This is a genomic window from Paenibacillus validus NBRC 15382 (genome assembly GCF_004000985.1).
In the GTDB taxonomy this organism is placed as follows: domain Bacteria; phylum Bacillota; class Bacilli; order Paenibacillales; family NBRC-103111; genus Paenibacillus_G; species Paenibacillus_G validus.
Genome location: NZ_BIMH01000051.1, coordinates 1 through 20597, shown reverse-complemented (window position 1 = coordinate 20597; position 20597 = coordinate 1). Strand labels below are relative to the sequence as shown.

23 protein-coding genes and 1 pseudogene are annotated in these 20597 nt (G+C 54.5%); 10 read left to right on the top strand and 14 right to left on the bottom strand.

Annotated elements, in window-relative coordinates; genetic code table 11:
* The first annotated feature begins 18 nt into the window (after nucleotides 1-18).
* Entirely contained in the window at nucleotides 19-1362 is a 1344-nt protein-coding gene (locus tag PVA01S_RS22575; RefSeq protein WP_127609743.1) for an amino acid permease, read from the top strand.
* Here PVA01S_RS22575 and PVA01S_RS22570 read toward each other — a convergent pair.
* The 3 genes from PVA01S_RS22570 to PVA01S_RS22560 form a co-directional block, all read right to left on the bottom strand.
* Nucleotides 1359-2120, bottom strand: a complete 762-nt coding sequence (locus PVA01S_RS22570; protein ID WP_127609741.1) for a YqcI/YcgG family protein — start codon at nucleotides 2118-2120, stop codon at nucleotides 1359-1361. The genes PVA01S_RS22575 and PVA01S_RS22570 overlap by 4 nt on opposite strands.
* 72 nt (nucleotides 2121-2192) lie before the next feature.
* Nucleotides 2193-2819 carry a LysE family transporter gene (locus PVA01S_RS22565; RefSeq protein WP_127609739.1) on the bottom strand — a complete coding sequence of 209 codons (627 nt, stop codon included), beginning with the start codon at nucleotides 2817-2819 and terminating at the stop codon, nucleotides 2193-2195.
* Between the two features lie 104 nt (nucleotides 2820-2923).
* Nucleotides 2924-3469: a PadR family transcriptional regulator gene (locus PVA01S_RS22560; RefSeq protein WP_054798060.1), complete on the bottom strand. Its 546-nt coding sequence runs from the start codon at nucleotides 3467-3469 to the stop codon at nucleotides 2924-2926.
* A gap of 214 nt (nucleotides 3470-3683) precedes the next feature.
* Here PVA01S_RS22560 and PVA01S_RS22555 point away from each other — a divergent pair, with 214 nt between their 5' ends.
* The 3 genes from PVA01S_RS22555 (at nucleotide 3684) to PVA01S_RS22545 (ending at nucleotide 6635) form a co-directional block, all read left to right on the top strand.
* Complete coding sequence (locus PVA01S_RS22555; RefSeq protein ID WP_127609737.1) at nucleotides 3684-4874, top strand: alpha/beta hydrolase family protein; 1191 nt, start codon at nucleotides 3684-3686, stop codon at nucleotides 4872-4874.
* A gap of 110 nt (nucleotides 4875-4984) precedes the next feature.
* Nucleotides 4985-5488, top strand: coding sequence for a sigma-70 family RNA polymerase sigma factor (locus PVA01S_RS22550; RefSeq protein WP_054799836.1), 504 nt, complete (start codon nucleotides 4985-4987; stop codon nucleotides 5486-5488).
* Nucleotides 5481-6635, top strand: a complete 1155-nt coding sequence (locus PVA01S_RS22545; protein ID WP_164751936.1) for an anti-sigma factor — start codon at nucleotides 5481-5483, stop codon at nucleotides 6633-6635. The genes PVA01S_RS22550 and PVA01S_RS22545 overlap by 8 nt, the downstream gene beginning before the upstream one ends.
* 96 nt (nucleotides 6636-6731) lie before the next feature.
* Here the strand turns inward: PVA01S_RS22545 and PVA01S_RS27380 are convergent, their stop codons facing one another.
* The 5 genes from PVA01S_RS27380 to PVA01S_RS26815 all read right to left on the bottom strand — a co-directional run bounded on the left by PVA01S_RS27380 (nucleotide 6732) and on the right by PVA01S_RS26815 (nucleotide 11064).
* Complete coding sequence (locus tag PVA01S_RS27380; RefSeq protein WP_127609733.1) at nucleotides 6732-6848, bottom strand: sporulation protein YjcZ; 117 nt, start codon at nucleotides 6846-6848, stop codon at nucleotides 6732-6734.
* 150 nt (nucleotides 6849-6998) lie between these two features.
* Nucleotides 6999-7985: an ABC transporter permease gene (locus PVA01S_RS22535; protein ID WP_127609731.1), complete on the bottom strand. Its 987-nt coding sequence runs from the start codon at nucleotides 7983-7985 to the stop codon at nucleotides 6999-7001.
* Between the two features lie 6 nt (nucleotides 7986-7991).
* Nucleotides 7992-9500 (bottom strand): sugar ABC transporter ATP-binding protein, encoded by a 1509-nt coding sequence (locus PVA01S_RS22530; protein WP_127609729.1) that lies wholly within the window; start codon nucleotides 9498-9500, stop codon nucleotides 7992-7994.
* Between the two features lie 76 nt (nucleotides 9501-9576).
* Nucleotides 9577-10665: a sugar ABC transporter substrate-binding protein gene (locus tag PVA01S_RS22525; RefSeq protein WP_127609727.1), complete on the bottom strand. Its 1089-nt coding sequence runs from the start codon at nucleotides 10663-10665 to the stop codon at nucleotides 9577-9579.
* A gap of 243 nt (nucleotides 10666-10908) precedes the next feature.
* Nucleotides 10909-11064 (bottom strand): hypothetical protein, encoded by a 156-nt coding sequence (locus PVA01S_RS26815; protein WP_155615418.1) that lies wholly within the window; start codon nucleotides 11062-11064, stop codon nucleotides 10909-10911.
* A gap of 187 nt (nucleotides 11065-11251) precedes the next feature.
* Here PVA01S_RS26815 and PVA01S_RS22520 point away from each other — a divergent pair, with 187 nt between their 5' ends.
* Complete coding sequence (locus PVA01S_RS22520; protein ID WP_127609725.1) at nucleotides 11252-12160, top strand: S-layer homology domain-containing protein; 909 nt, start codon at nucleotides 11252-11254, stop codon at nucleotides 12158-12160.
* A gap of 178 nt (nucleotides 12161-12338) precedes the next feature.
* Here PVA01S_RS22520 and PVA01S_RS22515 read toward each other — a convergent pair whose 3' ends face one another.
* Nucleotides 12339-12827: a hypothetical protein gene (locus PVA01S_RS22515; RefSeq protein ID WP_127609723.1), complete on the bottom strand. Its 489-nt coding sequence runs from the start codon at nucleotides 12825-12827 to the stop codon at nucleotides 12339-12341.
* Nucleotides 12828-13041: 214 nt separating this feature from the next.
* On the opposite strand from PVA01S_RS22515, the gene PVA01S_RS22510 reads away from it, so the two are divergent.
* From PVA01S_RS22510 to PVA01S_RS22500, 5 genes and pseudogenes are all read left to right on the top strand, one after another.
* Nucleotides 13042-13839: an alpha/beta fold hydrolase gene (locus tag PVA01S_RS22510; RefSeq protein ID WP_054800438.1), complete on the top strand. Its 798-nt coding sequence runs from the start codon at nucleotides 13042-13044 to the stop codon at nucleotides 13837-13839.
* Between the two features lie 245 nt (nucleotides 13840-14084).
* Nucleotides 14085-14708: an FAD-dependent monooxygenase gene (locus tag PVA01S_RS27375; RefSeq protein ID WP_244933022.1), complete on the top strand. Its 624-nt coding sequence runs from the start codon at nucleotides 14085-14087 to the stop codon at nucleotides 14706-14708.
* A pseudogene (locus tag PVA01S_RS27675) lies at nucleotides 14695-14976 on the top strand (FAD-dependent monooxygenase); the annotation flags it as partial. The gene PVA01S_RS27375 and the pseudogene PVA01S_RS27675, both read left to right, overlap by 14 nt.
* A gap of 3 nt (nucleotides 14977-14979) precedes the next feature.
* Nucleotides 14980-15270 carry a hypothetical protein gene (locus PVA01S_RS27365; RefSeq protein ID WP_328108957.1) on the top strand — a complete coding sequence of 97 codons (291 nt, stop codon included), beginning with the start codon at nucleotides 14980-14982 and terminating at the stop codon, nucleotides 15268-15270.
* Nucleotides 15271-15387: 117 nt separating this feature from the next.
* Nucleotides 15388-15837, top strand: coding sequence for a thiol-disulfide oxidoreductase DCC family protein (locus PVA01S_RS22500; RefSeq protein WP_054798480.1), 450 nt, complete (start codon nucleotides 15388-15390; stop codon nucleotides 15835-15837).
* A 91-nt stretch (nucleotides 15838-15928) separates the two neighbouring features.
* Here PVA01S_RS22500 and PVA01S_RS22495 read toward each other — a convergent pair whose 3' ends face one another.
* The 5 genes from PVA01S_RS22495 to PVA01S_RS27045 form a co-directional block, all read right to left on the bottom strand.
* On the bottom strand, nucleotides 15929-16885 hold the full coding sequence (locus PVA01S_RS22495; protein WP_127609721.1) for an alpha/beta hydrolase: 957 nt from the start codon (nucleotides 16883-16885) through the stop codon (nucleotides 15929-15931).
* Nucleotides 16886-16983: 98 nt separating this feature from the next.
* On the bottom strand, nucleotides 16984-18219 hold the full coding sequence (locus PVA01S_RS22490; RefSeq protein WP_127609719.1) for an ABC transporter permease: 1236 nt from the start codon (nucleotides 18217-18219) through the stop codon (nucleotides 16984-16986).
* Nucleotides 18216-18965, bottom strand: coding sequence for an ABC transporter ATP-binding protein (locus PVA01S_RS22485; RefSeq protein ID WP_127609717.1), 750 nt, complete (start codon nucleotides 18963-18965; stop codon nucleotides 18216-18218). Before PVA01S_RS22485 ends, PVA01S_RS22490 begins: the two co-directional genes overlap by 4 nt.
* 54 nt (nucleotides 18966-19019) lie before the next feature.
* Entirely contained in the window at nucleotides 19020-20267 is a 1248-nt protein-coding gene (locus PVA01S_RS22480) for an APC family permease (RefSeq protein WP_127609715.1), read from the bottom strand.
* 125 nt (nucleotides 20268-20392) lie between these two features.
* On the bottom strand, nucleotides 20393-20597 hold a 205-nt coding region (locus tag PVA01S_RS27045; protein WP_218029658.1), incomplete at its 5' end, for a hypothetical protein.

Sequence of the window (20597 nt, the reverse complement as noted above, 5' to 3'; positions counted from 1 at the left end):
AGGCAGGGAGGCGGAATCATGAGAACACGGCAAGGACATCTCACATGGTGGCATTTATCTTTACTCGGAACAGGGTGCACGATCGGTACCGGATTTTTCCTGGGCTCCGGCATCGCCATACAAAAAAGCGGCTTTACCGTGCTGATTTTGTTTGTTCTTGCAGCTCTAGGCACCTCTTTTGTTTTCGCGACTTTGGCTAAAATGACGGCCGCCTATCCGGAGCAAGGCTCCTTTCGTACCTATGCCAAGCAAGCCTACGGGCGCTGGGCCGGATTTAGCAGCGGCTGGATTTACTGGTCATCCGAGATGCTTCTATCCGGAAGCTCTTTGACAGCGCTATCCCTATTTTCGCAGTTTTGGTTTCCTCAGATTCCGCTCTGGATCTTGACATCCGTCTATGCGGCGCTTGGCCTCACGGTGGTGATACGGGGAGCCGGAGGCTTTGAAAAAACAGAGGATGTGCTGGCCATTCTCAAACTTTCCGCCCTCGTCTTATTCATCTTCGTTGCCTTGTCCGTTTGGCTGGGAAGGTCCGGTATGAGTCATTCAGGGCCGAAGCTTCCTGCAAGTCTGGACGAATGGTTTTCTCCGGGTTTCAAGGGCATGTGGACGGGCCTCATTTATGTATTTTACGCTTTTGGAGGAATTGAAGTGATGGGACTGATGGCAGCGGGATTGCGTGAACCTCATCACGTGATGAAGTCCGGCAGGGTGATGCTTCTCATCGTGACCGTCCTCTATATGACGTCCATGGTTCTGCTGCTTGTTCTTGTTCCGCTCGAGCAGCTGCAGCAGCAGGAGAGTCCGTTTATTTCAGGCTTAAGAAGCTTAGGCTTCCATGTCCTGGTGCATGGGTTTAACGCGGTGCTCATCATCGCCGGATTTTCTACGATGGTTGCTTCTTTGTATGGGGTTACGCTTATGCTGGTCACGCTCGCAGAGGATGGGGATGCTCCCCAATGCTTCTCCGGCAGGAAGGGAAACCGGAGAATGCCCTATCCCGCCCTAGGTTTAACCGCAGCAGGATTGGCGGCATCCGTCCTTTTGGCGTTATGGACACCTAAGCATATCTTCGAGCATATCGCAACAGCATCAGGGCTGGTGCTCTTGTATACCTGGTGCTTTATATTGATCTCGGCTCCCAGAGTGGTGAAGCTTACGACCGGGGATAAAATAAAGTCCTTCAGCGCTCTCCTGCTTATCGGTGCGGCTGTATCGGGGACGCTTGCTGAAGCATCGAGCAGACCGGGATTTTGGGTCAGCCTGCTAGTAGTCGTGATAATTGCCGTTGTCACACTGTTCATGAGGTTAAAGTGGAGAAAACAAGAAGCTAAGCGGAAGTACGGCATGGGGTCGGTTTAAGAAAGCAATTTATGAACTGCGCGCTTCATCCTTGTAAAAGGGCAGCGGGAGGGGATACGGTTATGATCGTGCAAAAAATATTGCTTCCACTCCAGATTGTCCTCCTGGCCGTACCACTTTAAGGAAGGATGCGCCGGGATTCCGTCGTATTGTTCCAAACGGCTCCTGATCGCTTTCTTCATGCTTTGGCCGAAATGCGTGGAATTGTTCATTTTCTCAAATACCCAGCGGGGCTGAAAAGCGAGCAGCAGGTAGGGAAAATGCCTGCTTTTGCGTATAACATGGGCGGGCGTTGCACAAAAGGCGAAATAAGGATTTCCGTCAAAGCAAAATTCCCAGGAAGGGTGGGAGGGATCGGATGAAATGTCATCCGGCCATACCTGATCGTCGAGTCGGCTTACCCCGCTCAATAGAGCCCAGAACAGCTCTTCGTAAGCTTCAACCGGGCAACCGGTCCACCCGGCAGAGGAGGTATTGAAAAATACGACCAGAGAGGCATAGCGGCCGGTTTCTCTTGAGCATCGTCCGTATTGCTTAAGCAAAGCGGCAAGGTCCTGGGGAGCGGTTTGGGAGGCAGGGTCTTCGACAAAGCCGAATCGCAGATGATCGGATACAAACCCTTGTCTTCCGGGAATACAGGGGTAAGTATTCGAATCATCGTGAATCATCGCGGCGAATTGCCGAAAAGCGTCCTGCTGCCATGCCCTGAATTCAAACCGGTGCTTCTCCAGCCAGCTTCTCGTGTATAGCTCTGACATGTGAAATATCCTCCTTCATCGTGTACGTGATATGTGTATGATGAGGAGGGGAACCAGGTGAATGTCCCGTATTTACAAAAATAACGCCTTAAAGGCCTGATAGCCGAAATAGAAGCCAAAGCCGATCAGGGATATACCGGCCAGTCCGGAGATCCAAGGCAGGATCTTCCTGCTTCCAACCTTGTACAGGGTGCTTGCAATACCAGCCATAATCAAATCCCACAGCAAGATCCCGATAAATATGCCCAGACTATAGATCCATACTTTACCCACGCCGTAAGACTCCACGGTTTGGGCCAGGATGGATCCATAAATGCCGAGCCAAAATAAAATATTGAGCGGATTCGACAGCGCCATCAGAAAGCCCGAGATCAAAGACTTCGAAAGCGCTTCGTCCTTGGCCGCGTTCGCGGCGAGGCCCCCTCTGCTATGCAGCAAGCTCTCAATCCCCGTATACACAAGTACAAAGCAGCCAAAGCTCCACAAGAACGTCTTCATGAAAGGCGTCGTGAGCAAATGAGCGAGACCCAGGTAAACAACCAGCATGTACACGGCGTCCGCTGCCATAGCGCCAACCCCGACAAGCCATGCGTGAAGAAAACCGTATCTCGCTCCTTTGTCCAGCTGTGCGGCGTTAATCGGCCCGATTGGAGCCGATAAAGACAACCCTAAGAGGATATAAGAGATGAACATGCTCACGAACGCATACCCCCTGAAGCATACTTGTACAAGTGATTGTATTCCTGGGGAGAGACAAATAGAATACGGGTCGCTTCGAATTGCCCTCCCTTGGCTGCTTGACTTTAAAGTTTGCTCATTAATTTATCGCACCATTCGATATATAGACGTTCATATTGAATACCGAATTCAACGACCGAGATGCTGGAGGCAATCGGATCATGGCTGCTGCCGGACGTTTCAAGCAATGGGGTGAGCTCCTTCACTTTGTCCAAATAGGCGGCTAACCTCTCTTCATGCTGCTTCTTCATTTCCGCAATTCGAACGGCCATTTGCCCGGGCTCTACGAGCCAGGAATTGTAAGCCTTGAGCAGAAAATCATCACGGACACTATGTTCAAGCTCCATAGGCTCTATCGTCCACTGTATTAATGCCTCTCGTCCGGCTTCGGTGATCTCATACAATTTCCGGGCGGGGCGATACGTATGCTGTTCGACCCCTTGAAGCTTTACCAAGCCCTCCCCTTCCATTTTAGACAATTCCGGATACACCTGATTGCTGCCCACTTTCCAAAAAGGCCCCAGTCGATTGTTCATGTGCTGCTTGATATCGTAACCGCTGAGAGGCTCGCGCGCCAATAAAGAAAGCAAGGCATAACGCATGGAACTCATAAAAACAACTCCTTTTATAAGTAAGTTAAATGTAATATAGGTTCTTTTTAATATATATTTATTTTTACAATTAATCAAACAGGTTTTATATATGTCAAAAATGACTTATGTTTTTGTTGACTCATGAAATGTTATATGTTATTTTTGATTTAGGTTAAATTTAACATATAGTCATTCGGTCCATATGTTAAATAAATATGAGGAGGAATTTTCTATGCGTCTTATTTTCCAAGATCAAACATTTTCATTCGAGCTGCTGCGTACTTTGAGTTACGCCCCATACGGAGGAGCGGATATCGGCGAATGTCTGTCCACTGCGTATCGGATCAAAGAGGGCGATTTTGAAAGCTGGTATACGGAATGGTATCGAACAGCCGAACGCATTCATGCGCTGGCTGTTGACAGTTTAGAGCGGGGCAAACGGGTCAGTGCCCGCGAGTGCTATCTGCGAGCCCATAATTACTATCGGACCGCGGAATTTTTTCTGCATGGAAATCCGAAAGACCCGCGTATCTTGGAAACATGGGGGAAAAGCCGGAGTACGTTTCGCCAAGCTATTAAATTGATGGATACATCGGTGGAAGAAGTAGCGATTCCTTATGAAGGGACCTATTTGCCCGGCTATTATTACCGTGTGGACGATACACCGCGACCTACCTTACTTATTCACGGAGGGTTTGACTCAACAGGCGAAGAACTTTATTTGGAAGTAGCGGCGGCTGCGCTGCAGCGTGGGTACAACTGCCTTACTTTCGAAGGTCCGGGACAAGGCGCTGTCATTCGTGAGCAGCATATCCCGTTTCGTTATGATTGGGAGAAGGTTGTCACACCTGTGGTCGATTACTTGCTGACTCGCCCCGACGTGGACCCCGACCGGATTGCGCTAATGGGCATCAGCCTCGGAGGATATTTAGCGCCTCGTGCTGCAGCCTATGAACATCGGCTGGCTGCTTGCATCGCTAACGACGGTTTGTTCTCCAATCAATTCGGAGAGATCGCCCGCAAGCTTCACCGGGGGAACGATGAGGACTTAAACAATCCGGCGTATGTGGAGAAGTTCCTTGAAGTATTGACCTCCCAATATACCGGTGTTCGTTGGGCCATTGAAAATGGCATGTTCACGTATCAGGCTGAATCCGTTCACGAACTCATCCGGAAAACAGAGCCTGTCACGCTGGAAGGCGTGGCGCATAAAATCAAGTGCCCGACGCTGGTATGCGAAGCCGAAGCCGATCATTTCTTCGCCGGCCAGCCGAAGATGCTCTATGACGCTCTTACCTGCCCCAAAACGTTCATGCTTTTCACCGCGGAAGATGGAGCTGAAGAACACTGTCATTTCGGTGCGCTGCTTTATTTTAATCAACGTGTCTTCGAGTGGTTGGATGAGACGCTGGATATCAAGTAACACCTAACCGCTCTCCCCAAATAACTTCATTGGCTCTGACGCCGGTGAAGTTTTTTTATATATGTAACTTTTGGTTCGGGCTGTACGTGTATACAGTGAGGGGGGAGGCAATGAATCGGGATTCCTTGGATACCATGTATCAAAAATATGTGAATGACGTTTATCGTTACTTGTTCTCCCTCTGCCGCGAACATCATACCGCCCAGGACCTGGTACAGGAAACCTTTTACCGCGCTTATTTGTACTTGGAAAACTGCAAGGATGACAGGGTAAAGCCATGGTTGTTCAGGGTGGCCTACAATGCGTTTATCGATGTCAAGCGCAAAGAAAAACACAGCTTCGCTCAAGATATCCGTTACTTCCAGCAGATGCCGGACCGGGAAACGCCGGAAGAACAGATGCTGCAGCGGGAACGAAGGCAGGAAATGGAGCAATGGATCTTGGATCTGCCCGAAAAACAGCAGCAAGCGATTTTACTGGTTGATTTCAACGGGTTGTCTTATCAAGAAGCGTCGGACATTATGGGAATCGGATTGCCGCACCTCAAAATCCTGTTATTTCGGGCTCGGCAAAAACTTCGGCGGCAGAACGAAAGGATGGATGCAAATGAGTGAAGAATTCAGAAGGAAGCTGCAGCTTTACGAGGAAGGCAAGCTGCCTGCGGAGGAAAGGGAAGAGGTGGAACGGGAGATTGAAAAAATGGAGGCTTATCAGTCTTATATGGATGAGCTTATGGGAAAAGATCGGGAAGCAGAAGCCGAGACCGCAGATTCATTAAAAGAAGCCAGCATCATTCGAAAAGGAAAATGGAAAGCACGGATAAATACTTCGTTTACCGTTATAGGCATGGTATTCCTGGTCATGTTAATCTGTTCGATTTGCACCAATCTCTTTTACGCTGCGGGAGAGCCGAATCGGATGGAGCATTATAAAGATATCGTTACCTCGACGATTGCCGTGACCCGTCCGAATGTCGAGGTTGCGTTAAGCTCGAACAGTAATCTCTTTTTTACCATGGACTTACATGGAAAAATGAGAAGGCAGATTGGAGATGAAAGGGCGGTTGTCGGTGATTTCTCCTTCTCATTTGTATTCAACCGTCCGGGCATCGGACAGATGTCATGGTTGAATGACCATACAAATACGGCCGTCTTTCAGTTTCCCAATACGTTTCGTCAGGATAGCGGCCAGGAATGGAGCAAATTGGAGAAGCTGCCGGAGGGTACGGTGACGGAAGCGGCTCTCTCGTTTGACAGAATGTTTACGACGGACGAATTGCTTCAACAATTTAAAAACAAAAACATGACACCCGTCTGGTTCGCGGCGGATACGGGCCTTGAGAAAACGTCGGAAGAATCGATCGTTTGGAACCCGGTCGGTTTTCCCTATCACCCGGTCTGGCACCATGACGATATGCGGATTACAAGCTACAAAGAACAGAAAAGCGGCTGGTTCGGGAAAATTGTCACCAAAGGAGGCAGCTACCCTGCGATTGACACATATGGCAGCGGAGAGCTGAGAAACGAAAATTTTATGAAGACGCTGCGATTGCTTCAAGATTACAGATCGATCACAAAAACATTAGCGCCTTCGTTACAAATCGATCAAACGATCCAGTACCTGGAAACGAACGGTGTCAAGCTTTACGGAGCTGTAGTTACCGGACCGACCAAAGAAATATTAAAGCTCAAGCAGGAGCCATGGGTAGCCGGCATTCGCGTGGGTGAGGTCCGCTTATGGAATTGGCAGGACAGACCTTGAGATGGGTTCAATAAAGAGACGGCTGACCATAACGGGGTACAGTTCCCGTACGGTTGCCGTCTCTTATCTTGAATCAGGAGATGGTTACATCCCTATTTAGATAAACCATCTGGATACAATGACCAGAAGAATGAACAGAACAAGAATTACACCTGTGGTAGTCCCTAAACCGCCGAAACCTCCGCAGCTTCCACCGAAACCAAGAGCACCCATCGTTCAAAACCCCTTTCATTTGGTTATTGTCCTACATGAACACTGTATGAACGTACCCGGCAATAAGTATGGACGAATGCCTGAGGTCGAAAAAAAGAGTTAACCAAACACCCCGTATCGCATCGATACGGGGTGTGAGCCGCAGCTATTTTACGTACGGCGGCGATTCAAGTGAATGAACGTAATCGCTAGCGCCATGACCAGCACGGCCCCTTTAATGATATCGAACGCATAATACGGCATGTTCAGCATCGTCAGACCGTTCAGCAGCACGCCGATCAGCACGGCGCCGAAGAACGTGCCGATGACGTTCGGCTTGCCCGCGCCAAGCACGGAGTAACCGACGAACACGGCCGCGACCGCTTCCATCAGGATCGGAGCGCCGGCGTCGATTTGCCCGGAGCCGACCCGGGCGGCGAACAAGATCCCGCCCACAGCGGCGAATATACCGGATAAGACGTAAGCGAACGTGCGCACCCGGTTGACGGAAATGCCGGACAGCCGGGCCGCTTCCCGGTTGCCGCCGGTGACGTACATTTGACGCCCCCAGCGCGTGTAGGTTAGGAAAATATGAACGAGGATAACGGCGATAATCATGATCAGGACGGGAACGGGCACGCCAAGCAGCTTGCCTTGTCCGATCCACAGGTAGGAAGGGTCGAATTTGCCCGGCGCCTTCGTGCCGTCCGTCATTTGCATATTGTTGTAGATGGAGAAGCCCTTGGTATACGTCTTGTGCACGCCCCCGATGATGTACATGACGGCAAGCGTCGCCAGCAGGTCGGGGATCCGCACCTTGACGATAAGCAGCGCATTCAGCAGGCCGACAACGATCCCGATCAGCAGCGGGACGATCAGCACGACGATCAGCGGCAGCTGGAACCAGACCATCAGCGTGGCTACGACGACGGTCGTCAAGGATACGGTGGCCCCGACCGACAAGTCGAACCCGTCGACGATCTGCGAGAAAGTTACGCCGATCGCCACGAACGTGACGATGGAGATAGACCGCAGAATGTCCGCCATATTGTCGTACGAGAGGAAGTTTTCGTTGACGAGCGAGAATGCGGCAATGACGATGGCAATAACGGCCAACGCGCCGTATTTATACGAATAATCGAGTAGTTTGTCTTTCACTTTCGGTTAAGCCTCCCCGCTGCTTGCGTAGTACAACACTTGTTCCTGTGTGGCCTCAGCCCGCGACAGTTCTTTGACGACGCGTCCGTAGCTCATGACCAGAATGCGGTCGGCGATCCCGAGAATTTCCGGGATTTCGCATGAGAAATACAGAATGCCCTTGCCTTCCTGAGCGAGCTTCCCGATCAATCGGAAAATGTCGCTCTTCGCACCGACGTCGACGCCCTTCGTCGGTTCGTCGAACAAATAGACGTCGGCGTTGGTTGGCAGCCATTTGCCTACGGCGACCTTCTGCTGGTTGCCGCCGCTTAAATATTTAACCAGCTGGTTCTTGTTCGCAGGCTGAATGCCGAGCTCGGCGATGCGCGCTTCCGCGTTCGCCGCTTCCTTCCCGCGCTGCACGAAGCCGAGGCGGCTGAGCGCGCGGAGAATCGGCAGCGCCAGATTCGCCATCACCGGCAGCTCGACCAGCACGCCCTGCTTGCGGCGTTCCTCCGGGATCAGCGCCAGCCCGGAGCGGACCGCATCGGCCGGCTTCGCCAGCCGCAGCGGCTTGCCGCGCAGCAGTACCTCGCCGGCATCAAGCGGGTCCGCGCCGAACAGGACGCGCGACAGCTCGGTCTTGCCTGCGCCGACGAGACCAACCACGCCGACGATTTCGCCCTGCCGCACGGACAAGCTGATGTCGCGCACCTTCGTGCCCGACGTCAGCCCGCGCGCTTCCAGCAGCGTGTCGCCGATGGTGACCTGCGCTTTGGGGAACTCCTCGTCGAACTTCTTGCCGAGCATCTCCTCTACGACGGCAGCGGCGTTCGTATCGGCGGCCGCCTTCGTGGAGATGCGGCGTCCGTCGCGCATCACCGTCACGCGGTCACTGATGCGGAACACCTCGGCGAGCCTGTGGGAGATGAAGATGCAGCCGACGCCGTCCGCCTTCAACCGGTTCATGAGGCGGAAGAGCTGGTCGGCTTCTTCATTGCTGAGCGGTGCGGTAGGCTCGTCGAAAATAATGAACTTCGCCTGCTGGGCGAGCGCCCGTGCGATCAGCACGAGCTGCTTCTGGGCGATCGAGAGCTCGCCGGCTTGCCGCTTTACGTCGATCCCGGTCAAGCCAAGCTCGCTTAGCAGCCGCGCGGCATCTTGCTGCAAGGCGCTCCAATCGATCCAGCGGCGCCCGCCGGTGATCCGGTCCAGCATAATATTTTCGGCGACGGTCAGCTGAGGGACCAGTGCGGTATCGACTTCCTGATACACGCATTGAATGCCGAAGCGGATCGCGTCAAGCGGCTGCTCGATCGCAAGCGGTCTGCTGTCGATCGCAATGGTGCCTTCATCCGCACGATAGGCGCCGGAGAGCACCTTCATCAGCGTGCTTTTGCCTGCGCCGTTCGCGCCGAGCAGCGCATGAATTTCGCCGCCCCGCACCTCAAAATCGACCTTGTTCAGCGCCCGTACGCCGGGGAAAGACTTCGTAATGCCCAACATGTTCAACAGGCTGACGGAAGAACTTGCCATCGGATGTGCTCACGCTCCTTCAATGGAAAATCCCATCGGACCTTGAGCGGCCGATGGGATCGGAATATTCAAATGCTTACTTGTTCTCCGCCTGCTTCAGCCAATCGGTGTAGCCTTGCTGGCTGCCGCCCCAGCCTTTGACGTGCTTGCTGAGCTCGGTTGTGGAGATTTGCTCTTTCGGAAGCTGATCGCGGGACACGAATACCGGCTCCAGCACGACTTTCTCCGGCGTTTCGTCGCCGTGCAGCTTCTGGTACAAATAACGAACCTGGATGCGGCCGATATCTTTCGGATCGACGGCGGCGGAGGCGATCCAAGGATTTTGCGGGTCCTGGATCATTTGCAAGTCCTCGTCGCTCATGTCGATGCCGTACACTTTAATTTCCGTACGGCCGGCTTGCTGGATGGCGCGTGCGGCGCCTTTGGCGAACTCGTCCCAAGAAGCCCAGACGGCGGTGATGTCGCCCTTGTTCGGATATTTCCTCAGGATCGCTTCCATTTGCGCCTGCGTGTCAAGCGCGGTATTTTGCGTAGCGGCGCCGAAGGCAGCCACTTCTTTAATGTCCGGGTATTTAGCCTGGAAGGCTTGGTAAGCGACTTGGCGGCGTTCCATCGGCGCGAAGCCCGCAACCCAAATTTTGACAATGTTGCCTTTGCCGTTAATGTCCTTCGCGAGCTGTTCGAGCGTTTGCTCGGCCATCTTCGCGTCGCCTTGCTCGAGCACCGTTACGCCCGGCACTTTCAAGTCGGCGTCGAACGCAACGACCGGAATTTTTTTCTCCAGCGCTCTCTTCACGCCGGCTTCGAGCGCTTCCGCTGTCCCGTGGTCGATCAGAATGCCGTCGACCTTCTGATTAATCGCAGCGTCGAGGTTCGAGGACATTTTGGCGAGATCGCCGTCAGCCGGGTTGACGGTGACCGTACCGCCGAGCTTTTCAACCTGCTCTTTCACGCCTTCTATGTACTGGGCCGAGAACGTTCCTAAATTGATTTGCATAATGAGTGCAATTTTCTTGCCTGCCAGCGGGTTCGCTTGAGCGCTTCCCGATGCAGTGGCGTTATCCGCCGGTTTTGCCGCTTCCTGAGGTTTCGAGCCGCAGGCGATCATGGCGATCGACAGAACGAACACGAGCACGAACAGGGCGCTTTTTCTCCAAGTCAACATTCTGATTTCTCCCCTATCTTTTTAATATTATATAATTCCAATGGAATTACTAGGTGATTACACCTTACCACGTTATTTGACGATCGGTCAATAGAACGCGATATTAGTGCTATTTCGCTATGTATCTACATAAAACGACAACGCCTCAACTATAATAGCATAGAAGTTTCAATCTGAACATAACGCAAAAAAAGCCTTCTCCCCGCATCCCGGCAAAAGGCTCTTCCTTATTCGTCTGATCTCTTATTGAAGCAGGAACGCGGTCGCCACCAACGCAACGGCCATGTAATACAGCAAATCCAGCCATTGTCTGTTAAGGTGCTGCGACAAGAGGAACACCATAAACACCGAGCGGATGATGATAATAAGCAGCGCGATTTGAATGAAAGCTTCCGGCACGCGATTCTCCCTCCTTGGGGTCGATTCTATACCCTAAACATATGCGGCTGTCTGCCGGTCATGACAGTCGCAGGCAAGCGTTTGTTCGTCCAAATGGAAGAAAGGTTGCCGTGAAGCTGCAACCTTTTGCACCGGGGGTCCGTTCATATAGATAACTCCGGAGTATTCTGTAAAAGGTGGGATTTTAATGATAAAAAAGTGGATAACCGTATTATCGGCAACGACGCTGTTAACCGGGGCCTTGGCGGGGTCTGCGCTTGCTTTTAACGATGTGGATGCGGATCAGAAGGAACCGGTGATGGATCTGAAGGCTCGCGGGATCGTAAGCGGGGTAGACGATAAGCATTTCGTACCGAAGGGCAAAGCCAGCTATGCGCAAAGCGTGCATATGCTGGTGAAGGCGTTCGGTCTGAACATCGATCCGTTGAAGTTTGTGAAGAAGCCGGAAGCTACCGACTACTTCAAGAAGGTGCCGAACAACGCCTGGTATGCGGAGTCGTTCGTGATCGCGCACTTGAACGGCCTGCCGATACCGAGCGATATTGACCCAAGCGAATCGATTACGCGCGAGCAGTTTGCGGATTTGTTGATTCATGCGATCGACACGAAGGGCGCCTTCCCGGTTATTAAAATGTGGATTCAGTTCACGGATCAGGACGATATCGACCCGGCTTACAATAACAGCCTGCAGCGGATGGTGCTGCACGGGATCGTGAAGCTTGGCGAAGACCGCAAGTTTTTCCCGAAGCAGGAGCTGACCCGCGGTGAAGCGGCTGTTTGGCTGCACAAGGCAATCCGTTTCGTGGAAACGCATACGAAACCGCAGGCGCCTCAAGAAGAAGTGAGTGTATCCGTGGTGAAAGTGAACGACGACGTGAGTAAGGTCGTCCTGTCCCGCGGCCAGAAGCCGACGGCCGGTTATGGCATCCAGGTTACCGGCATCCGCTTTGAGGGTGACGACCGTGCAGTCGTCACCTACACGCTGACCGATCCGGAGCCGGACAGCCTGAACGCGGCTGTAATTACCGAGCCGAAAGCGGAAACGTACGTCCACAGCAAGTACAAAGTTGTGGCTGAACCGGCTGCCGCGAAGTAACCGGCCCGCTGCGAATCAAGTCCTTGCTGCAGTAGATGTCCCTGCCCAGGTACTGGAACCCGCGGATTTCGGCGTTGTCCATAGGAAATACAGCCGAAAGCCCCCGGTAAGGGGGCTCTTCGGCTTGGAAGGAGACTCGATCGGCGTTTGTGCCCGGGCAGGGACTTGTGGATACCGCTCAGGGAGCAGGGGTGCGCGCGCCTTCTTTCGCAGCGGCGTCGGCCGCGTTTGAGCGTAATCGGGCATATAAGGCGCAGAACATTTGCACAGCAAGCAGCATGACGACAAGCCCGGCCAAGGTAGCCAGTACGGCAATAGGTGTCGTCCAGAAATGCTGCGGTTGCGCAAAATAAGGGACCAGCGACACCGCTAAAATCGGCGGCGCGTTCAAATGAAACCTCTTAATCAGGAAGAAAGTTGTAAGGACGGTCAGCATAAATCCCATCAATCCAATCTGAGCGATATACAGCCCAGTGCCGATCATCGAGGCGGCGCCTGCGCCAACAGTCATTCTTACCAGGTCTTTAATTGCGAACGATCGACTTGCGAACAAGTAGCTGAAGGCTCCGAGCGTAGGATAGAACAACGATTTAAGGGAAGGAAAATGCAGCGAAAGCCAGTATACAAGCAGCAAGTACAGGCAAACGGCCAGCGATTTGATATCCATGTAGGGGAGTCCTGCCTTTATCATGAGACATGTTTGCGAACGAACAAAACCTGAATTTAATGTTACTACCGCAGCTTTCCGGGCGTCAATCCGGTTTTTTCATGCCGATACTTTGTTAGGAAGGAGGAGGGCGCAGACGGTTCAACCAGGAAACGATCGGGTAAAACGGGTATACTATCCTTAAGACTTTCAAAGATAAAGGGAGGACCCGTATATGAAGACAAAGACGGCGGATATGGGCGGCTGGAATTTGGCCTACACCGATCAAGGAGAGGGCGTACCCGTTGTGCTGCTGCACGGCTTTTGCGGAAGCGGCGCTTACTGGGACGAGATCGTCCCGCTGCTCGAAAGCGGCTGCCGGGTCATCGTTCCCGACCTTCGCGGCCACGGGGCGTCCGGTTCCCCGAACGAATCGTACTCGATGGAGTCGATGGCCGGGGATATCGGCAAACTGATTGACGGGCTCGGACTGGGCGAGAACAAACCCGTCGTGCTGGGACATTCGCTCGGCGGCTATGTGACGCTGGCGCTGGCCGAGAAACAGGCGGACCGGCTGCGCGCGTTCGGCCTTGTGCATTCGACGGCCTACCCGGACGACGAGAAGGGCAGAGCCGGTCGCGAGAAGGCGAAGCAAACGATCCAGGAGCAAGGCTTGCCGGCGTTCCTGGACGGCCTGATCCCGAAGCTTTTCGCCCCGGCTCATTTGCAATCGATGCCGGAAGCCGTGCGTAAAGCGAGAGAGATCGGCCTCGGAACAAGCCCGGAAGGAGCGATGCGCACCCTCGAAGCGATGCGGGACAGGCCCGACCGCAACGCGGTGCTGTGGGAGACGAGGCTGCCGGTGCTGCTTGTCGCCGGAGCGTCGGATCAGGTCATTCCCGAGGAGCGCACGTTTTCCGTCAGCGGTGAGACGATATCGCAGCAGCGAATTGAAGCAGCGGGGCATATGAGCATGATGGAAACCCCGGGCATTTTGGCGCAAATCATAAAGAATTTCATAAGCGGACTATAAAGTAAGCAAGCATTGGAAGCGGAGCGGGCCTGAAGGGGGCTCGCTCTTTTTTATCGCAGACGAGAGGCAGGTAGACACGGGAGATCAAGTGCCTGTTTTTCGCGGCAGGGTGCAATCGTCGTTGACGATCCAAACGAGGGAGGAGTAAACTAAAATTATCAAAAAAAGTGAGTGATCACTCACTATTATTGCGATCTGAAAGCGGAGGCGATACGGATGACGCATCGGATGATCGAAACGGATGTTTGTGTAGCCGGGGGAGGGCCGGCCTGTTTGTCGGTCTGCTGCTCGCCAAAGCCGGCGTTCGGGTAACGGTTCTCGAGAGCCACGATAACTTTGACCGCGAATACCGGGGTGAAGTGCTGCAGCCTCGTTTTTTGCAGCTGCTCCAACAGCTGAATCTGCGCGACTACATCGAATCGTTCCCGGGGGCGAAGGTACGCCAAGGCACGTTATTTTATAAGAACAAAAGAATGGGCTCCTTCAGCTTCGAGGACGTCTCCGGCGCCTTTCCTTACGCGTTGTGGATGCCCCAGCCGGTATTGCTGCAAGCCTTGTACGATAAGGCGCGGACGTTCCCGTCTTTCGAGATGCTGTTTCACGCTCCAGTGAAACAGCTGCTTCATGAAGGCGACCGGATCGCCGGCGTTGTGGCGGAAACCGCCGACGGGCCGCTGGAAGTGCGGGCGCGGTTGACCGTCGGCGCGGACGGGCGCTTCTCCGCCGTGCGCAAGCTGGGCGGTTTCGAGATCGAGTACGAGCATTACGCAGGGGATCTCGTATGGTTCACGGTGCCGAAACCGGCCGATGGGGGCGAAGAGCTGCGCATGCTGATTACCGACGGTCAACGGTTATATCGTCCTGCCTAAATACCCGAACCTGCTGCAGGTCGGCATCGCCGTTCCTGCCGCGGAATGGAAAGAAATAAAAGCTCACGGCATCGAACCGCTGCGCCAGGAGCTGCTCGCCGCCCACCCGGCTTTCCGCGATTTCGCCGAGTCGCTCACCGACTTTAAGCGTTTCGTGCTGCTGCAAGCCAAAGATTTCTATGTGCGCGAATGGGCGAAGAACGGCTGTCTGCTCGTTGGCGACGCCGCTCATTGCGCTTCTCCCGCCGGTGCGGTAGGGGTGTCGCTGTCTGTGACCACGGCCGTCGTTGCCGCCGACGTCATCTACGATGCGCTGCGGGACAGGGATTGTTCCGCCGGGCGGCTTGCTGCGGTTCAGAAGTGCCGCGATCGCGAAATTCGCTCCATCCACAGCATGCAGGACCGCGCCGCCAAGCTGATGTTCAGCTCGTCGCCATTCATTCGCACATGGGCGCCGATGTTTATTTCTTTTGCGGCCAAGACGAAACTGATCCGCTTCGTGCAGCGGCGTCTGCTCGTGCTGCCGGAGCCGCTGGCGATTCACGAACGGTTTATGTTCTAACGTCAGGACGTCCGTCTGTGTATGGCGGTTACGTGAACGGGCTATCCCGTGGTGTATGTGGTGTATAATGAAGCTGGAGCAGATTTTCGGTTGCGTCCCGAGGGAAGGAGAGTAAGTATGGAGTCGGAGCAGAAGATGTTGGATGAGAAGATCCGTTCGATCGCCGCGGAGCATCCGATTGTTTGTTACGACGGCGTGTGCGGCTTTTGCCAGCGGGTCGTGCAATTTATTTTGCCCCGTGACCGCGCCGGCCGGTTTCGGTTTACGGCGATTCAATCGGACGTCGGCCAAGCGCTGCTGTCGCACTACGGTCTTGATCCGCAGGCGCTCGATACGTTCGTTCTCATCGATAATCATCGAGCTTACACCCGTTCTACGGCAGGCCTGCGCGTCTTGCGCGGACTCGGAGGCGGATGGGGACTGCTGTACGCGTTCATCGCCGTACCGAAGCCGTTGCGCAATGCAATGTACGGCTGGATCGCCCGCAACCGGTACCGATGGTTCGGCAGGACTGACGCTTGCCTGATCCCGGGACGGGACGTACGCGAGCGGTTTCTCGATACGTGACAGCGGATATCGATTCGATTCCTGCTGCAGGCGCAAAAAAACGTCCGGCTTTAGAAAAGCCGAGACGTTTTTTTGGCGTCATGGAGCAGCCTTACAGCTGCTCAAAAAAGGCGCTTACCCGGTCCGCGTATTCCTGCTTCTGCGGCGGGTAGTTTCGGGCATGGCCTTCGGCAGCCGTCGTCCACAGCTCGAACCGGTCCTTGTGCTTCTCCCACAAGGACTCGCTGTTGCGCAGCGGGATGGAAGGGTCGTTCGCGCTGTGTATGAATAAGACCGGTCGCGGATAGATCGCGTCAACCGCTCTCAGCCCGTCTACCTCATCCGGCTCGATGCCGAGCATCGGGGGCAGCATGTTCATGATCAGCGGCGTAAAAGGAAAGTCCGGCAAATGCGACCACACCGACAAATTATCATTCAAGTAGCTGCTTAGCCGGTTGAACGGGCTGTCGGCCACGATCCCTGCCACCGCAGGCTCCTCGGCGGCTGCTGTCAGCGCGGTACTGGCTCCCATGGAGAAGCCGAGCACGCCGATTTTGCCGGGACGCTGCGCTTTGATCCAGTCGATCGCGCCGAGCAGGTCGTACTTTTCATAGTACCCGACGCTCGTCATCGTTCCTTCCGATTCGCCGGAATTGCGGAAGTCGAACATGAGCACGCCGAAACCGCGATCGGTTAAGTCTTTGGCCAGCGATAACGCTTCGGCGTTTTTTTGTTCCCGGTTGTTTTTATAACCGTGCGCCATAATGATTTGCGCCTTGCCGTAAGTCGCGCTCTCGACGGTTTGCGCGGGAGGCATATACCAGCCTTTTAACAACAGGTCGCCTTGACGGCTCTGGAACTGCACATCCTCGTAGGCCATGCCGAGCCGTTTGGGCGAATCTTCAAGCGGCTTCGGGTTGGGGTGCGACAGCTGCCAGCCGACAAATCCGGAAATACCGATACATGCCGCTGCCAGTAGAAGAATAAGTGCAAAGATGACGCGAAGCCGGATCCGCCGTCGGCCTAAACGCCGTCTGGGCGCTCTTGTAATCGCGGGAGTAGGTTTCATGCGCTTCCTTTCCATTCCTTTCCTGAGTAACGTATCGTAAATGAGAAACAAGATTTCTTCATTATACGACAAATGAGGAGGCGCGGGAATGGGACCGGTTACTTAGAGAAGATGCTGTTTTTTGGCAGGGTCGTCCATATATAAGATAAACCGAGCCCCAGGGCAAGCAGGAGCAACGCTTGATACGGGGCGGCCATCGCCCAGAGCAGCGGAACGGTAAGCAGCGCAACCGTCACGGCATGAATGCGGCGAATGACCGTTTGAGCCGATTGTGCGCGCAGCGCGGGCGGAAGCGGATAGATGAACGACCATTCCGAGTGGCGGTACGCCTTGGCGAGTTCCTTTAATTGAAGGGCCGTTAGCGTTGTAAAAAGAAGAAACACGATCGCCGGAGCCGCGACGCCCTTTGTGAACGAAATAATAAGACCGCCGAGCACTGTCAGCCGGAGAGTCATGCCGAACCCCTCCGACCGCAGCCAGACGTGTACATATAGAAACCGATACGTATGCGATGCATCGAAGCGAAGGCCTGCGAGCCCGCGGATCAGCTTGCGCGGCGCGTGCACCGGTCGGGGACGCCCATGCAGCTCGGCTACATCCACGAATTGATTCAGCAGCCGCAGAATAAGGCTCCGGTGCCGGCGCTCTGCTTCGACTAGCTGCAGCCAATGGAGCTTCTTTTCGTCCAGCAGATGGATCAAGCCGAAATAAATGAGTAAAGTCGCGGCTACGAGCAGCGAACCGGCCGGAGGGCTCAGCGTAAGCAGCATATAGAGGCAGCCTCCCGCCAGCAGCCATCGCAGCATCGCGAGCAGCGCTCTCTTCGAGCGTATTGTCAGCTTGAGCTCGGTCCAATGGCCTTGCAGCAGCACACGCTTGAGAACAAGCAGCACCAGCAGGGCGTGAATGAAGCCGGGCTTATCGCCATCCGCGAAGGCGAAAGCCGGCCAGACAGCCAGCCACGCGGCGAGCAGCCCGAAAGCTTGGACCGCGAAGGAGGCGTTCACCGCCCTTGTCATGTAATGGCGGGCGATTTCGGTCTCGAGCGGCAGCCAGAATACGGTATCGGCTTCGCGGATGTAGGTGCGGATCGGACTCCATGCGGCGAACGGGAGCAGCACCAGCGCAGCTATCTCCCGAAAAGGAAACCCCGGAGGCGCCTGCGTGAGCAGCTTACCGTAGAAGAAGCTGCCGGCGAGCACCAGCAGAAGGACGAATAAGGAGACGCTTTGCAGCGCATATCCGACATAGGGCCGGATTTCAAGCCGGAAATCTTTCGTTCGCTTGCCCCACGTCTCCCGCGCGTCAAACGTCAGTCGTTCCGGCTTCTTCATAGGCTGTTCACGTCCTGCGTTACCAAGCTGCAGAAGACGTCGTCCAGCGAAGCGCCGGGCATGCGGGCTTGTGCACGCAGCGCCTCCAAATCGCCCGCGGCCGTCAATCGGCCTTGGTGCAGCAGCACGTAACGGTCGCCGTACCGTTCGATTGTCGATAAAATATGAGAGCTGACCAGAATGGACGCTCCGCTTTCTTTGACCCGAACCATCAGCTCCAGCAGCGAGCGGATGCCTAGCGGATCGAGACCGAGGAACGGTTCGTCGATGATATACAAGTCCGGCTTGACCAAGAAGGCGCTCATGATCATCACCTTTTGCTTCATGCCTTTGGACAGATGGCCGGCCAGCCGGTTGCGGAACGTTGCCATCTGAAACTCCTCGAGCAGCCGTTCGGATCGCTCTTCATAGGTTGCGCTGTCTAAACCGTAGGCCATCGCAGCCATCTCGAGGTGTTCCCTCACCGTTAATTCTTCATATAACAAGGGCGATTCGGGGACGTAAGCGTATGTTCTCCGGTAAGCGGTCGGATCTTCCTCCAACCGGCGTCCCGCAAGCCGAACCGCGCCCGAATGCGGCTCCATTAAGCCTAATATATGCTTGATCGTCGTGCTTTTCCCCGCCCCGTTCAAGCCGATCAAGCCGACCATTTCCCCGGGACGAACGGAGAAGCTGATGTCGTGCAGCACCGGCTTCTGCCGGCTGTAGCCGCCGATCAGATGCTCCACTTCCAATAAAGGTTCCATCTCGTATTCACCTCTGAGCCTTATTGTACCTTGTTTGCCAGGGAAAAGAAAAAGCTACCGTCCGCGCCCATGGCCGCCGAACTTCAAATAAAGAAGACATGCTCCCGCGGTAATGAGCGGAACCGCCAGGTAGGCGCCGGAGAACGGAGCGATGCTCACGCATAGCGCCGTTGCGAGAAGCGCCGACCAGCGCCCCTTACGGTCGCGCCAGAGCAGCTTCAGGCAGGCCGCGGAAGCCAAGACATACACGAGAATGCCGAGCGTGGTCGGGATAAGAATCAGACGATCGGCGGCAAAGTCCGTGACATAACTGCCGCCCAGGACGAACGTATTGGTTGCAAAAAGAAACAAGGTCGAGCGGTAAGGCGTTCCGTTTCGGCTCGTACCGGCGAACCAGCGCGGCAGTTTCCCGTCTGTCGCCAGCGAGAGTCCGAGCCGTGCGGAGCTGGCCAAGTATACGTTCAAGGTGCCTAAGCATACGATACACGCGACGACGGCTGTCGTTAACCCGGCATTGACGCCGAGCACGCGGTTCATTAGCGCGGCGAGCGGAGCGGCATCTGACGGTTCCCCATAGGTATGCGTGCCGACCGTTACGACGGACAACAGCGTATAGGTGATCTCGACGACTACGACGCTAATCCATGTGCTCCGCATGACGTCGGGGTGAGGCCTTTTGAATTCGGGCACGAGATGCGTGATGCTTTCCCAGCCGAAGAATGCCCAGAAAATGAGCACGCACGCCTGGCCGATGCCTTGCAGTCCATGCGGTGCGAAAGGCCGGTAATTCGTTAAGGACGTTACGGGTAAACTAAAACCGATCGTCAGCAGCAGCAGGACGAGCACCGCGCCGCTTAACAGGAGCGATAGCCAACCGCTCACCCGCATGCCCAGCAGGTTGGCAATTAAAGCCGCGATGAGAAATACGAAAGCGAGCACGTACACCGCTTCCGAGGACCAGCCGAAAGCGGCCGTAATATAGGAGGCTCCGGTCAGTCCGACGACGGCTTGGCCGCCGGCGACCCAGGTGAAGAAAAACCACCCGACAATCGCTCCCCACGTATCGCCGAAAGCTTGCCCAACGATCGTCGAGATGCCGCCGTAGTTTTCATAGGTAAGGGCCAGTCTTGCGAACGTATAGGCAACCGGTATGCTTAACAGCGAGAGGAGCAGCCACGAGATGATGGAGGCGGGCCCGGCCACATTGGCGGTATAGCCCGGCAAGATCAGTATGCCGGAGCCAAGCACGGCTCCCATATATAAGGCGACGCCTTGCGGCATCGTGACGGTGCGCTGCTTCATGGGCTGTTGAACTCCTTTTTATAAACGTAGGTTATGGAAAACTTTACACGGTTGCGCACCCCGATGCAATCGTGCTATATTATTAATCCGGCCAATCGAGAGCCGGCGCTCATCAAAAAAAGTTATTAAAAAAACTTGCAAGAGCGTGTCGAATGTGGTAAATTAATTCTCGCTGTCGTAAGTGATGCGGCAAACAGGCGTTCTGAACTTTGAGGATTTGTCCCTTGGCATGGAACGAAAAATAAAGCTTGCAAAACAGATAGCAAATGTGGTAAATTGATTCTCGCTGTCACGTCAGGTCGGAAACGACGGACGAACGTCAGCATGATT

What these genes read in the sequence shown, in the direction of transcription:
- PVA01S_RS22485 (WP_127609717.1), bottom strand. Translation starts at nt 18,965, where the DNA reads ATGGAACCTTTATTGGAAGTGGAGCATCTGATCGGCGGCTACAGCCGG.
- PVA01S_RS22510 (WP_054800438.1), top strand. Translation starts at nt 13,042, where the DNA reads ATGAAGACAAAGACGGCGGATATGGGCGGCTGGAATTTGGCCTACACC.
- PVA01S_RS22495 (WP_127609721.1), bottom strand. Translation starts at nt 16,885, where the DNA reads ATGAAACCTACTCCCGCGATTACAAGAGCGCCCAGACGGCGTTTAGGC.
- PVA01S_RS22490 (WP_127609719.1), bottom strand. Translation starts at nt 18,219, where the DNA reads ATGAAGAAGCCGGAACGACTGACGTTTGACGCGCGGGAGACGTGGGGC.
- PVA01S_RS22545 (WP_164751936.1), top strand. Translation starts at nt 5,481, where the DNA reads ATGAGTGAAGAATTCAGAAGGAAGCTGCAGCTTTACGAGGAAGGCAAG.
- PVA01S_RS27380 (WP_127609733.1), bottom strand. Translation starts at nt 6,848, where the DNA reads ATGGGTGCTCTTGGTTTCGGTGGAAGCTGCGGAGGTTTCGGCGGTTTA.
- PVA01S_RS22520 (WP_127609725.1), top strand. Translation starts at nt 11,252, where the DNA reads ATGATAAAAAAGTGGATAACCGTATTATCGGCAACGACGCTGTTAACC.
- PVA01S_RS22500 (WP_054798480.1), top strand. Translation starts at nt 15,388, where the DNA reads ATGGAGTCGGAGCAGAAGATGTTGGATGAGAAGATCCGTTCGATCGCC.
- PVA01S_RS22515 (WP_127609723.1), bottom strand. Translation starts at nt 12,827, where the DNA reads ATGGATATCAAATCGCTGGCCGTTTGCCTGTACTTGCTGCTTGTATAC.
- PVA01S_RS22530 (WP_127609729.1), bottom strand. Translation starts at nt 9,500, where the DNA reads ATGGCAAGTTCTTCCGTCAGCCTGTTGAACATGTTGGGCATTACGAAG.
- PVA01S_RS22575 (WP_127609743.1), top strand. Translation starts at nt 19, where the DNA reads ATGAGAACACGGCAAGGACATCTCACATGGTGGCATTTATCTTTACTC.
- PVA01S_RS22555 (WP_127609737.1), top strand. Translation starts at nt 3,684, where the DNA reads ATGCGTCTTATTTTCCAAGATCAAACATTTTCATTCGAGCTGCTGCGT.
- PVA01S_RS22550 (WP_054799836.1), top strand. Translation starts at nt 4,985, where the DNA reads ATGAATCGGGATTCCTTGGATACCATGTATCAAAAATATGTGAATGAC.
- PVA01S_RS22570 (WP_127609741.1), bottom strand. Translation starts at nt 2,120, where the DNA reads ATGTCAGAGCTATACACGAGAAGCTGGCTGGAGAAGCACCGGTTTGAA.
- PVA01S_RS22560 (WP_054798060.1), bottom strand. Translation starts at nt 3,469, where the DNA reads ATGAGTTCCATGCGTTATGCCTTGCTTTCTTTATTGGCGCGCGAGCCT.
- PVA01S_RS22525 (WP_127609727.1), bottom strand. Translation starts at nt 10,665, where the DNA reads ATGTTGACTTGGAGAAAAAGCGCCCTGTTCGTGCTCGTGTTCGTTCTG.
- PVA01S_RS22480 (WP_127609715.1), bottom strand. Translation starts at nt 20,267, where the DNA reads ATGAAGCAGCGCACCGTCACGATGCCGCAAGGCGTCGCCTTATATATG.